This window comes from Massilia sp. BGA-UO-ETr-WB1 (genome assembly GCF_059567845.1).
On sequence record NZ_JCAQOT010000001.1, the window covers coordinates 1 to 13,626 of the forward strand.

7 protein-coding genes are annotated in these 13,626 nt (G+C 57.9%); 2 read left to right on the plus strand and 5 right to left on the minus strand.

What is annotated here, in order from left to right; genetic code table 11:
- Positions 1 to 281: 281 nt before the first annotated feature.
- Positions 282 to 731 (minus strand): very short patch repair endonuclease, encoded by a 450-nt coding sequence (locus AC56DV_RS00005; protein ID WP_496312266.1) that lies wholly within the window; start codon positions 729 to 731, stop codon positions 282 to 284.
- A gap of 553 nt (positions 732 to 1,284) precedes the next feature.
- Here AC56DV_RS00005 and AC56DV_RS00010 point away from each other — a divergent pair.
- On the plus strand, positions 1,285 to 1,497 hold the full coding sequence (locus tag AC56DV_RS00010; protein WP_496312267.1) for an HNH endonuclease: 213 nt from the start codon (positions 1,285 to 1,287) through the stop codon (positions 1,495 to 1,497).
- An 83-nt stretch (positions 1,498 to 1,580) separates the two neighbouring features.
- Here AC56DV_RS00010 and AC56DV_RS00015 read toward each other — a convergent pair whose 3' ends face one another.
- The 4 genes from AC56DV_RS00015 to AC56DV_RS00030 form a co-directional block, all read right to left on the minus strand.
- Entirely contained in the window at positions 1,581 to 3,254 is a 1,674-nt protein-coding gene (locus AC56DV_RS00015; RefSeq protein WP_496312268.1) for a nuclease-related domain-containing DEAD/DEAH box helicase, read from the minus strand.
- Complete coding sequence (locus tag AC56DV_RS00020; RefSeq protein WP_496312269.1) at positions 3,254 to 9,502, minus strand: DEAD/DEAH box helicase; 6,249 nt, start codon at positions 9,500 to 9,502, stop codon at positions 3,254 to 3,256. Before AC56DV_RS00020 ends, AC56DV_RS00015 begins: the two co-directional genes overlap by 1 nt.
- A gap of 62 nt (positions 9,503 to 9,564) precedes the next feature.
- Complete coding sequence (locus AC56DV_RS00025) at positions 9,565 to 12,603, minus strand: hypothetical protein (protein ID WP_496312270.1); 3,039 nt, start codon at positions 12,601 to 12,603, stop codon at positions 9,565 to 9,567.
- Between the two features lie 196 nt (positions 12,604 to 12,799).
- On the minus strand, positions 12,800 to 13,375 hold the full coding sequence (locus AC56DV_RS00030) for a hypothetical protein (RefSeq protein ID WP_496312271.1): 576 nt from the start codon (positions 13,373 to 13,375) through the stop codon (positions 12,800 to 12,802).
- Between the two features lie 126 nt (positions 13,376 to 13,501).
- On the opposite strand from AC56DV_RS00030, the gene AC56DV_RS00035 reads away from it, so the two are divergent.
- Positions 13,502 to 13,626: transposase (locus AC56DV_RS00035; protein WP_496312272.1), on the plus strand; the 125-nt coding region annotated here is incomplete at its 3' end.

Below are 13,626 nucleotides of genomic sequence, written 5' to 3' on the forward strand. Positions count from 1 at the left end.
CAATCGGCAGACTCGAGGGCTAATTGGCCGCTTTTCATGCCCTTTTTCGACTTGCCGAGACTAAAACGGGAACACTGAACACGTTGGGTGTGGCTGGTAAACTCAATTGTTCAGCGTCTCCTTAAGGCGTTGAAGCCAAAGTCCGAGCGCTATTGATCTGCCCTGGCGAAATTGTAGAACCTTCCAATTGCTTAGTAGAAAATTCTACTTCTAAACGCGCTTCTTTTCAGGGGGGATTACCGTAAACTTAATTTGATTCCGAATTGACCGGGTTTGGACAATCAGTCCCCACCCTCGGCGATATCCTTTTCTGCTTCGGAGCGAATTGCTGCGTAAAGTCGGTCAGCAGTTTTAGTGGCTTTGCTTGGTGCCAGATCGCATTCCCAGACGATAAATACACGCCATCCCAAGTTATTGAGTGAATCTGCAGCTCGTGCATCGCGTACCTTGTTTTTATTAAACTTTTCAACCCAGAACGGAGTGTTACTCTTTGGTGTCGTAGCAATCTTGCAGCCCTCATGCCGGTGCCAGAAGCAGCCGTGAACAAAGACGACCGCCTTGTAGCGCGGAAAGACCAGATCGGGCTTGCCCGGCAGATCTTTAGCGTGCAACCGATAGCGTAGTCCGAGGCGGTGCAGAACGCGCCGCAAGGCAAGCTCAGGCTGGCTATCCTTGCCACGTATCCGCGACATGCGCTCCGACCGCTGGGCTGGGGTCAGGAAGTCCACCATTTATCGTTTCTCCTCCCTGCCGCGTGATTATTCACTTCCCAGCGAAACCTCGCAAACGGCGTCTCCTAAAGCGCTTCCTCGGCCACGCTAAGCGAATTGTACATACAGCCGTAGCTCGGCAGTACCTTAACTCGTTCGGCCAGATATCCCTGCAGCAGCAACTTGTAGAGTACGCAACCTTGTAGCGTGTGAGGTTGCCTGTCTCATCGATGGCAAGTAGAAGTCGAGCATATTCCGCGTAGGGCGCGGCCCTTGAATGGATCGCTTCGGTGTCCAGAGTATGTTCTCACCGAACACCTTTGGCATTATAGCGACCACTGTGTTCTTGGCACGTTTGTCTTGTCGAAGGACGCCCACCAAGACAACGCGTGGCTACTAGCGTGCCAGATGGCTCTGAGCCTTCCACTCTAGCGACTATGCGGGCCCAACTCGCGTCGGTTCCCCAGTTGGCTGCCGCAGTAAGCCGGCTGACCGTCGCTAACTATCGGCAACGTAGTGGTCTAGTGAGGCGCTATGCCTTATTACGCACGGCAGGTAGGAAGCATGTGGCAGTGTGCCGCCATTCGTCGACGATGCCGGTAACGGCTTCCTCGAGGTCCACCATATTTACCGGCTGGCCGATGAGGGGGACGATGCGCCAGAAAATGTCGCTGCCGTGTGCCCGAATTGCCATCTGGGGGCGCATTACTCTGCTGATCGCCTTGCATTTCAGGCGAGGTTAGCCGCTGCAGTGCAGGCCGTGGAGAAAGCATCGCCCACGGAGTAATGTACTAGGTCTCTGAGGCAACCAAGAAGTGTCGAGTCTTTTTCTGCGCTTAGACTACTAAGCAAGGCAATTGCACTTCACGATTAGGCAGTAGCGCCGTGCCCGGCAAGCTGGTCCTTAAACCATGCCGCTGTCTCCTCCGCAGCACACAGAACTGCCAGGCGCGCCGTTGGACGCGTGCACGCGACGTATAAGTCCGCCATCTGAAAACTCCCGGGCACATCGGATGGAACAGTGGCGTCTACGAGAATAACTGCCGCCGCCTCGATGCCCTTGAAACTGCGGATCGTCGAGAAGCACACTTGCCCTGGTAAACCCATGCTTGCGAGTTCCTCCGTCAATGCCATTCCGTGCCCCCTGGGAAAGTCCGCCATGCACGAATTCTTCAAGGAATACGGCGAGAGAATCACGACGCCCCGATCGGTGTTCCATGCACGTGCGAGCTCCCATGCCTTCTGCGCCATTGTCGCTGCGCTAGAATACGATGCTATTTCCGGGACCTCCCCCTCGGGCATTCCCGGCATCGAACCGACTTCGCCACGTCCGATGAATGAGTTGGTCGCCTTATTTACTCTTACTGTATTGCGGCAATTGTGGAAGAGCTTAAAAATGACGTCGGCGCCGAACGCATCGCCTCCGCCGACCTTGAACAAGTCCTGGCGCCTGTCCGTGAAAATTAACCAAGAAGCGTCGCTAGGCCTAAGTAATTCCTGCAATGCATAGAGCCTTAGGTCATTAAAATCCTGTCCTTCGTCCACGATTATTGCATCGTATTTCTCGTCCGGATGGCACGATAGCGCATGCGCGAACGCGAGGTCGGGCAAAGTCTCCTTAAAGAATAGGTCCGGCTCGCCAACGACCCTAGTTTCCTGGCACAACTCCATGAACAGCTTGTCGACGCTTGCGATATGGCTCGCAACGTCGGGGTTCCTCGTACGTAGAGTCTCCGCCAGCTTCTTGTTGAAGCACACGTACAAGGCCTTCTTCCCGGCATCGACTAATGCCTGCAGGCGCCAGATGGCAAGCAAAGTCTTGCCGGACCCAGCCGGCCCCGTCACCGCCACGCTCGGGAACTCGAAGATGCCTCGAAGTGCCGCGAACTGCTGTCTTGTCAGAGTGTCGACAATTTCAATGTCTTGCTGGACGTCGGCAGGCGTGTCTGCCTGAGCTATCGCAAAAGGCTGACTAGTCAGAGTCTTCGCGATCCGGTCAATGACATCCTTGCTGAATTGCCCGGACCGCCCATCCGAGCCTCGTTGCACGAGCGCATTGCGTATGCGTGTCTCTAGCTCGTGCAGGTTGCGAGTAGTGACCATCGTCGAGGAATCGAACATGGCCGGGATCGAGCTAGCGATTCCATTTGGATACGCGACCATCCAAGCATAGTGTCCTGGAAATCGCGTCCAATGGCTCTTCTGCTCGACGATTCTGACGAGCTTGTACATGTTCTTGGTCGCTTGCTCAGGAGGCGACGGCGAGACCAGTACTGGCTCGCCATCGTGGCCTCGTCGGTACCACATCCCATCTGGTTCGATCCAGACTTCGCGCGACCCCTTTACCTCGAGGATAACCATTCCGTAACCCGGCACCAGCACCACGAAATCTGATTGGCCATCCGAGACGATGCCAGACTCCTCCTTGAATGCCCAAGTGACGTTTGAAAGTACGGTCCATGTCGATGGCAGCTGCTTGTGTAATTCGCGCAGCAGCTTACGTTCGGATGGATCTGCTGGAAGCGGACCGAGCAAACGCGCCATCACCTGCCCTCTTCGTCCGGTACACGGGATCTAGCAAAGACCTCGAGCCCTGCGGCTTCTGACGGCTCGATCCGGCCTCTCCCAATGACAACGACCATGGGTGCCGCAGCACCAGACGCCCTGCGGACGACGAGCTGGTGAAGCTTCCCGTCGTTAGAGCGGGCCAGCCAATCCCCCGGCCCGGCACTGGCAACGGGCATCTTGTCCACGCACTCGTACTTCCTGCCCGCATGGTTGAGGTTACCATTTAAGGGCGCAGGTATCGGACCGTATGGAGCGGACACTTTCGGCGGCCTCGTGTCCTGTGCGTCAATGGTGCGGAACAGGTCGAGGTTGGCGCGAACCCAAGCCATCCTGCGCGACAAATTGAATGAGTCGACCAGGCGAATCCACGCGATCCCATGTGCCGCGGCCCATTGCTTGCAGTCAGCCAGCAAGTTCTTTGTATCAGCCTGCTCGTCGCACAGTGGATGTACAACGAGGGACACGATGTTCGTGCTACCTAACTCTCTCCAACCAGGCAATGGGCCTTCGGATGGGAGGGGAGCACTCGCCTTGGGAAATGCCTCCCTGTAACGTCGGGCGACGTCTTCGGCAAGCTCTCGCCATGAAGGCATGGGGACGGGTTGGCCATCGCGCCCGACGATAGCGCTGTCCAGGCCAGGGCGATAGGATTTGCTGAACATGGTTGCAAGCATTTCGATGCCGAGTTGCCAGTCGAGGAGGCCATGCAACGGGCGATTGCGGTAGCCGCGCAGCAGTGTGTCTGGTCCTCGCCATGGCTCAGAGGCGCAGCGCTCCCATGCCATACGCAGGCTCCTTCCCATCCTTGAAGCGGGCCCCTGACCTAGGACGCACCCTTCCAGTAGGTCCTCCCAATTGTCGTGTGCCCACTCGACCAGTCCCGCGCCGTTGGGATGAGCATCTGCGAGGTAGAGCTCCGCGCCGATGTCGAGTCCGCTAGCAAATCGATGAACGGATGCGATCTCGATGTCGAGCGAATCAATGTCGAGTTCGAGTGCAATGGCCCTCTGGAGAATGGTAGCCGCAGAGTACCATGCCGCCCTGCGCCGGGCCAGGACTCGGCTATCGTCGAAGAAGCCGATCCCCGAGCCGCCCGTCATCCTAATGCCGAGGACATCCGTTGTCTTTGGCGAGGTGAGGGCCATGCGTCGCTGTGGCGATTCGGGGTCGTGGTACCAGATCCGCCCGGACAGTCCGAGCCCCGCCGTCTTCGCCGCAATCCAGTCCCTGCTTGAGAAGCCGAATAACTTGTTCTTATTGGTGTTCGTCCGAAACACTTGGGTTTGCCTACCTAAGGCGATCGTGGTGTTCAACCGGCCGGCATAGTTCGCATTGCCCCCAAGCTCCGGTGACATGACTGCTGGAAAACCTGGGCGCCCGCGAGGATCGTCCCAGCGTCTGGCACCCTTTCCTGTATCGAGATCGGAAACGAACGCGCGCGGTGCGACGGCCATGAAGGGCCATGCGTTGGCCGAGCCGCAGCATGGACACGTCACGGGCATTGGGTTCTTGAGGAAATCAGTTTTCCACCATGGTGCATCCTGGACTGGTTCTAGGGAGCCGGGCTGCACGATCTGTACCTGGAGTTGGCGGCACTCTGAGCAGAATAGTTGCGCATAAGCTGCTCCGACCGCCGGGTCAGACGCTTCCCAGCGGGATGTTTTCCGGTTGTACTGGGCGTCGCCGCAGATCCCTTTAGGTAGGATCTGGCGCTTGTCCCAAGTACGGACCGACCCTGGGACGAACTCAGAGACTGCTTGGTCGAATGGTCGGTCGAGTGACCCCGGCTCATCCTTGTCTGGGAACGAAAAATACAAATTGCGGACTGTAGTTGGCATGCCATACATCGGCAAGATTCCTGCCTCGGCAAGGCGAAAAGCAAGGGAGGGCTCAACAAAGACAGGACTCGATATCGCTCCTTCGATCCGTCCCGGAAGCGTGTTCGCCGATGCGACGAGAACAGTTGCATCAATCCTGGTCCCAGTGGCTATGGCGCACGCAACCTCGTTGACTTCATCTTGATGGCTCGATAGCCAGTCTCGGACGCGCGCCAGGCGCGGCTGTGCCTCCGCTACCATCCCGAACTCGCCATGTACATCGGGCTTGCCATCGGTGTCCGCCCAGGTCGATCCAGCATCTTGGAATGCCCTACGCAACAGCTCCTTCGCCAGCAACCGTTCCGCCAGAATCCTTTGCTCGTCCCCCACCGCGACGCTGGGCTGGGGAGGAGTCCCACCCGTCATCTCCGCCGGGTGCTCAAAGTGGATACGGTCGTGGGACTGCCCTCGGCAGAACGTCAACGCTGCCGAGAAAGGCTGCCCTTTCCGCCCTGCGCGGCCGGCCCGCTGCTGATAGTTGAATCGTTCTGGCGGCATGTTTGCCTGCAAGATGGACTGGAGGGAACCGATGTCAACACCTACCTCCATTGTCGTGGTTACCGACAATAAATCGATGGCATCCACGTTTGGGAAAGCTTTCCGCTTGCGGATGTCGTGGATCTCGTCGTCTTCGAAGAAGATGTCCCGGAAGTGCCGCTGGCGCTGTGCTTGGTCAATGGTCTGGCCAGTGAGCTCTTCCGCGTGAATTCGGAACGTTCCGCGAGGATCGGCCGCCTCCCGCGCATAGTAGTGTGCTTCAGTGATCTTGCGGGCTCTGTTAGACGGATCGGGATCCTTCGGCAACTTCTTGCAGCATCGGGTGCAAATCCCCGCCGACGCGTGCCAGTGCAGCTGGCTGCAATCCGGGCAGGTCCAAGGATGCGCATTGTCGTCCACGACCCTAACCCAGAGGTGCTCCATCTTTACGAGTCCCCATTGGCCCCCCGACTGATGCCCCGCCGTCTTCAACGCATCGCGGACCCCGCAGCGCAATGACTCGTAATCCACGGTATGTGCTACCGCAACAGCCTTGAGGTACCGGCGCACACGCATCTTCACGATGCTACGCGACTTGTCGTTAGGGTGGTCATCGGGCCACCCCTCGACTTCGTACATTCCCTGGGAAGGATCGGTGCGGCGCTCCTCGGCAAGAATGCGGATGATGGCGTCGCACGCTTCGCGGAAAGCGCTCCCCATGCGAATTGTGGTGGCATTGCCTGCACCTGGCTCAATGCAAAGATAGCCCAGTCCTTGGGCCTCAAGATCGTAGAGCAGGCGGCCCGACAACGCGCGCCAGGCTGCTTTTCGCAGGCTCATGCCTAGCACGGCTATGTCCTGGAGGTTGGCTTCAGATAGGTCGGTGACGCGAGGCTCGACCATGCCGCTGCCGTGTTCAAGGACCGATGTCCAATCGCGCCGGTCTGTTCCCGTTCGCAGGGTCCGCTGCTCAACAGATGGCCCTCCAGGGTTTACGCCAGCGCCGACCAGATCTCGCCACAGGGGTGTTAGTCCGCCTCCAGCCAAAGGATTAGGGATCCGCAAGATGTCATCGACTCGGACGAAGCCTGCACGATGTATGCGAGCCTTTTCAATCGCTTGCTCTACGTCCACCGTGGTCAGTGCCGGCTGTTCCATGGCCGACTTCGCGTCGAGATAGAACCGTCGCACTTCGTCGAACGAATGAGCGTCTAGAAGCTGCTTGCAGTCGATGACGATTTTGCCAGCGTCATCGATGTTGCCGGCCTCGAGCGCAGCAAGCACGCGTTGCTTCGTCGTTCCCGTATCACGCAGCGCGCCTTTTCGTAGCTCCCTGTGCAGGAAAACACGCAGCAGGTGGCTCCATTGCTGGTCTTCCACGCCAACTGCCAGACTAGCGGCTGCCTCGCGGCTGTCCGAGAAGGCGACTAGGCGTCGCGCTTTTCCTTCGGGCAGAACGCCCATCAGGTGCTTCGCGAGCAAATGGGACATTACTCCAAGGCCAGTCACGAAGGATCGAATAGGAGAACTTCTTCCCATCCTGTCGGAGTAGTCGATCAGGCATGCCGGGCATTTCTGAGGCATCGCTGGGAACGCGCTTCCAGAGGTGTTGTCCTTTGCTGGAGGCACGTCCTTTAGCGCAAACCACAAGCAAGCTTCCTCGTCGCCAGATTCGGCATGCCGGAGGCTGACGATTCCCGTACGCCGGTTGACGGCGGCCCTCTTCCATTCGGCTTCGCACCTAGCTAATGGCTTGCCTTTGTCGTCTCGGTCCTCGCTGCCTTGTTCCCAGCTGTATTCCCGCGGGTTCTCAATGCTCCAGTCGCGAGGAACCAGCCAAATGACGCCCAACTCCTCGTAGCGCCGCGAGTCAGTGCGCGTCCCAATGTTCGATTCTGGGAGTCCGGCGATCTGGGTCGGCAGTGCCGTCAGCTCGAATTCCGGTGGCCCCGCGGGCCGACCTGGCAGTCCCCCTTGATCACCCAGCTTGGTCACGTCGAGGACAATCTTGTTTCCACATAAAAACTGCGTGCCACAGCATTCGCAATAGAGGACCTCGAGTAGTCGATGGCCGTTGGCGGAGAGCGCGGGTTCGGGATACAACGAGCCGACCCTACGCCGGCTGTCGGACGGATCCATTGCCGGCGTTGCCCAGAGCCCATCGATGTTCTTGGCCATCCAGTGGAAGCGAAGCCGGGGCATGTCGGCATTTCGTGATTGAATGGAACCTATCGCGTTGATTAGACCGCGCGTCGCGAAGTGTGCATCGGCCATGGATTTAAACTGCGGGAACCAGCGCTTTGCCAGCTCCGACAGGGCAGTCGCCCGCGGGCGTTCTGAACCAAAGCCGGCGACCACCTTAGTGCCGATTTCTGGTCGCGCTTCAAGCAAGCTAGTCACGGTTTGATGGTCGAGTTCACCGATGGCCTCACCCAGCCTCTTCCCCAGATCCATGCACGCGTCCGCGAGCTCGTCGTCCATCGCAGGGGAAGTAGTTGCTGCTTGGTGCAGCAGCTCGCCTGCCTCGACATGGAAATGCTCTCGCGCTTGCAACGCTGTGAAGCCGAAAAATCCCCCGAGGAATTCGTATGTAGTGTCCTTTTCACTGTCGAGCGATGCGCTTGACGCCAGTATTTGGAGCTGAGGACTGCCGGGCTGCAAGCCGAGCCGGTTCAGCAACAAGCGAACCAGATAGCCGACTTCGGTGCCCGAGGCACCGCGATAGAGGTGCAGCTCGTCGATGACGAGCTGGAAGACACGGGACGCGTCTTCGGCAAGCCATTTACGGGTGACGTCGAGCATCTGCGAATCTGCACGGTCATGCGGGATACTAGGATGCGCGTGGCGCATTAACATGATCGAGAGCATGCTGACGTTCGTGATCAACAAGTCAGGCGGCGCGACCTGCATTTCCCATCGATGGAAGATCTCGCCGGCGTCGGGCTCCACACGAGGGATAAAGCTTGCCTGCTCGAGAGCCTCGTCGAGTTCCTTCCTTGATTTCCTGATGCTTGCTTCATCGCCTGAGAGCTCGGCAGCCTTGGTTTCCTCCCGAAGCAGCTTGATTCTTTCGCTCATCCCCGTTGATTCGCCAATCCCCTCGCGGAGGGCTTGCTTTAGCTTATTACGGACGTCTGTGTTGGCAGTTCCATCGGGCTTGAATGGATGGCCTGAGACTGGAGTGGAACCATTGTATCGTCCAAAGCGAATGCGGTTCCCTCCCAGTACGCTATCTTGAACACGGTGGGCCTCGTCAGTGTCTAGAGCGGTGCGTAGCCGGGAGAGCTGGTCCTCGACCAGCGCGTTCATTGGGTAGAGGATGAGAGTGCGAATGGCCGCAGGCCGGGTCTCGCCTCGAGCCCTTCGGTGTGTTTCGTCCCAAGCCGGCAGCTTTTCCTTGGTCCAGATGGCGTTAACGGGGTTCGCTTGTGCCCACTTTGTCGTGGGAGCGAATGCTTCCCTCGTCAGGTTGGCTAGCACTGGTAACAGGAAGGACTCTGTCTTACCTGAACCTGTGCCAGTAACCACGACGCAGTGCTTGCGATTGAGAGCTTGCCGCAGCATGCGCTGCTGGTGGAGGTAGAGCCGGTGTCCACCCTTGAAGAGCCCCGCGCCTACGATCGATCGAAAGGCATCGATCGCTTCCGGCAACATGCCCGGCAGATCCTCTGGGGCTAGCGCTGCGAGTGCCTTGCCTGGCTCGTAGGAAGGGATCGGTTCTACGAAGGGCTCTTGAAATAAGACGGCTTCCTTGTCGAGGAGCGTCTTTCGGTCGCGCTCGAAGGTCGGGGAGTTCGTCCCGAAGGCCGAAGTGATGTATCGCTTGATGCCGGCCTGGATAAGGTTGAATGACTCTATCGGATCTTTCACGCTTTGCTCGCTAATGCGGGGCGGCCAGGTCAGATGGGCCGGCGACAATGCCCCTGGATGAACTAAGAATTTGCCAGGGTCGCCCCAAGCTTCTCAGCCAGGATAGTCGCGACTTCGACAGGGACTGACCTATACGCAAGCCAGCGGCCGCTGGCCATGTCGCGGTAAACCTGGCTTGTGGAAAACAGCCCTTTGCCATCCTGACGCCTCACGATGACTAGCTTCTCTGCTACGCATCGGCCATCTGCCTCCACAACGTCTGGGCCTTGGCCTCTGCATAGTACTAGTGCGCGTTCGAGGACCACGGGGAGGCTAATCCGCGCCGGAAGGTACACGGTGCGGTCCTTTGCAGAGTAGGGGATAGGCCAAGGGCAGGCGTCATTGATAGAGAAAGTTTCTTTCACGAATTTGCCGAAGGAACGTAATGCGATCCACACTCCCCAGCGTGAGTCTCGTACGAAGCCGTAGCGTATCCTGCCCTCCATCTTCGTAGCCAGTACGTACACGCGTCCGCCGATGATATCGCGGTCGTCCATGCGGAACAGGTCGCAGGCAGACTGCGGGGATAGAGAGCTCGCTTCCTTGAAGCAACCGCTTCCAGAATGAAAGCGCTGCGGTTGATGCTCGAGAGCGCCAATGCTCTCAACGGCACCACTTTCAATTTGGGCGCGAACGTCCTCGCATGCGGCCGCCCATGCTGCGATCTCTGTAGGCTGGAAGGGTAGCACGGCCATGCCGGAGCCAAGGGCAACGTGAATGAGGGAGGCTTCATCGCTGGCTAGCACCTTCCATGCTGGGAGCAAGCCGGGTGGCGACGGATAGCAATGGATGGCGCCTGATCCCACCTGATTGAAGAGGGAACGCCAATGTTGTTGTTTCAGTGTACCCAAGAACGCGTAAATTAGGCGGCCTCCAGCCTCTATCGGCAAGCGGTACATCGCTGGTGGGACGGCATGGATGCGAACAAAATGCCCTTTTACGCTAGTCTCAATCTCCACGTGTCCGCGGCAACGCAAGTCCAACAGTACTTGGTCTGGCCGGACCGCTTCTCCTCTGCTCGCGAGCAGGCGTCCAAGCTGCTCTTTTGCCGTACCATATGCTAGCGAACCAACCTGCGCTAGGCTGTCCAGGAAGAGGGCCGCTGAATCGGATGTTTGCTTGATGATGGCTAGAGAATGGACCGGTGACCCCAGCGAATCCAGAGGAACGGAAAGCGGCGTAGGATATGCCAGCCTAGCTCCGAATACACTATCGGCAAGAGCGCCACGTAGGCCGCTCGCGGTACCTTGGGGACGCCCTTGCGGGTCTAGGCTAAAGTCCTTGCCTAGGGTAACTTGCTCGCCACTATCTGGCGCGATCCTTAAGATGATGTTCGCAAGCTCACGATTGCCAATTCGCGCGATAATACAGAATGATTTCTGCACCGTGTCTCGTAGCGACAGCGTAAATCGGCGCACTCCAGGCTGCCTGCCAGCAATTGACAGGTGTACCTCTTCGGCGACGAGCGCCGGGTCCGTGTGCAGGGCCGCTCCAGGGGGCGCGTCGAGCTCGATGCCTGGGAGGTCGTAAGAGAGGTATTGTCGTTTGCTTGCCCGGCTGATGGAGCGGCCGCCGACAATAGCAATCACCCGATTGATGCCGTTGGAGACAATGGTTCCTGGCAGCGTATTAACCTGCGCTTCGGTGATCTTGCTACAGTCCGTTAAACAGGCAAGCATCCAGCCATTCGGGAGACCTGCGGTGTCAACGAGCTGGTGCTGGATGTACTCGTGTTGCAGCCATGTTTGAAGACGGCCCGCTGCTCGTTGGGTCGCAAGAAGATAGGCGCAGCCATGCCGCGGTAATGGTCGCTCCTGCAGCTCGTCGCGTTGGCTCGCATAGTCAGTTCCCCAGGCGAGAACACGTAGCTCGGCTCGCGGGAAGACGTACCTACCCAAGCTGGCAGGCTGGGTTCCCTCCTCCTCGAGCCGAGCCTCGAAGTACACGTCCTGCGTTGCCGAATCATCGAGGGCAGCAGAAGCCGATGAAAGGTCTCTGGCAGTTGCGCCCGGCATGGTGCTGCATCGGTCCGTACCCCAGATCGGGGCCCTCCAGTTAGCCCCGCGACTCTCGAGTACTACTTCGCCACCTTCACGAATAGGTGGCACCCGCCAGTGGATTTGCCACCGCTGGGTTGTATCCACCCACCCAAGCGCAAGCTCAACCTGTCCGGACGCGACAGTATTGTGGTGGCCATCGTTTTCTCTGGCGCTGCTGCGGGACGTAAGGGTACTCCCATCCCAGTCCTCGAACAGAGAACGTAAGCTATCCTCGATTGGATCTAGAAGCTCTGGGTACCCAAGTGCATCACGAAAGCCAGCGGAAAGGATTGAGGCGGCACAGGAAACGACTTCCTTCGCCAATTGACTGGACCACACCTGTCCAGGCCGCAGGCCCGCCATCGCAAACACTCGACTACTCTCTTCGCAATCTTGCCTCGACATGATGCATTGCGCTCGCGGCACGCCGATGTGCGAATACCCGCCCAGCCTACGAGGGACGAAGCGCCCGAATCGGCCGTTTGTTTCTTTTGTCCATGCAGCAAGGTCGTTCCATGCGATTTCGAGTTGCGCCAACTGGTTGCTATTCCAGCTAATTGGAAGCTGCAAGGCTTCGCGCAAGTGCTTGTAGTAGCCGTCTTTGTCAGAGAGCGCCGAGGACCGAACGAGTGCTGCGAGGAACGGTAAATAGGTTGGCGCCTTACATCCTCGGTGTGTCTGGCTCAAGATACCAGGATCGATGTAGCCAAGCGGCTTTTTGGCAGGGTAAAGTCTTTGCTGCACGAGCCCCTGCACGCGGTGGACAAGATCGGCGCTATTGCCCCGTGCAAATTTGCCACTTCTATCGAAAGTCGGCCACGCTGGTCCGGTTCGTACCGCTTTCAGGAACCCTTCATCGCCCCCGAGTTCGGGGGCAATTAGGTCTAACTCGTCGGCATCAACCTGAAGCCAGACCTCGTCGCCTTGAGAAGCACTCGAGAAAAACGTCTCAAGGAGCTTGGCATTCCACTGGCTGAAAAGATCTTGTTGTACCGTAACTGCAAGAACATCTAAAGGAGGCATCGTCCGCTCACTCTTGCGTTCGTCCGAGCACGACGAACTGCCTAGCTAAAATTTTATTTGTTCTTGAAAATTTACCTACTGAAACTCGTAGCGTCAACATGTTTCTATCCAATCAACAGCAAATGATGGTCATGCAACATCTACGAAGAGTGTAGTTGTCGTACGGTAATGTATTGAATGCATCTACACGTCTACTTTATCTTGCTGTTAATACAGAGACTGGACCCGCTTCCGTTAACGGGCGACGCGCCAGCTTTTCGTTCAGCATAGCCACAATACTGGGATCGATATCCTGAGGAGCTCCGAAGGATGCAGAATGCCTCAGGAATAGGATTTGGCGATGGTCGCTGCTACCGTCTAGGACGGACAGAGGAATCGAGGTGCCGAATGCGAAGCGCTGTTGCACTTTCCTTGGTGTGTCACGGCATTCGAACGCGGTTAGCAAAGACTGGCGCGCGATGACACCGAGACAAACAATGACGTGAGCCGGACTGAGTGCAAGGGTCTCACGCATATATCGTCGCGCACACGTCCCTACCGCGAGTTCTACGCCGATCGCGTCTTTAGATTTGCATCGCACGCCCTCGGTGAGTGCGTAGTCGATGCCCGGCTTTACCGGGCGGCCGTGCAACTGCGCAGCGATTTGCACCAGATAGGAGAGGAAACGGTTTGGGGGCGCATAATCACTGCCTTTGCCCTCATCTTTCAACTTGACGCGCGTTCCTTCGCGAATGGCAAGCCCGTCGAAACGTGTGTCGAAGTACTCTTGCATTGCGCTGGTAGGCGCTGTCTGGGCCAGACTCGGGTAATGTTCGCGAAAGCTCGCGGAGGGATTTTATAGTGGACCCCGAGTTTGAGACGTTGGTTTAAGCTGTTGTCCTCGATAGGATGAGAGCAAATGGCAGAAGGCAAAAAACGCAGGGTACATACGGCAGAGTTCAAGGCCAAGGTCGGACTGGAAGCGGTACGCGGGGTAAGGACGGTGACGGAAATCGCGCAGGAGTTCGGCGTGCATCCGGTGCT

Bases quoted from the DNA above. Each gene is read 5' to 3' on its own strand.
- AC56DV_RS00015 (WP_496312268.1), bottom strand. From the start codon at position 3,254: ATGGCGCGTTTGCTCGGTCCGCTTCCAGCAGATCCATCCGAACGTAAG.
- AC56DV_RS00005 (WP_496312266.1), bottom strand. From the start codon at position 731: ATGGTGGACTTCCTGACCCCAGCCCAGCGGTCGGAGCGCATGTCGCGG.
- AC56DV_RS00025 (WP_496312270.1), bottom strand. From the start codon at position 12,603: ATGCCTCCTTTAGATGTTCTTGCAGTTACGGTACAACAAGATCTTTTC.
- AC56DV_RS00030 (WP_496312271.1), bottom strand. From the start codon at position 13,375: ATGCAAGAGTACTTCGACACACGTTTCGACGGGCTTGCCATTCGCGAA.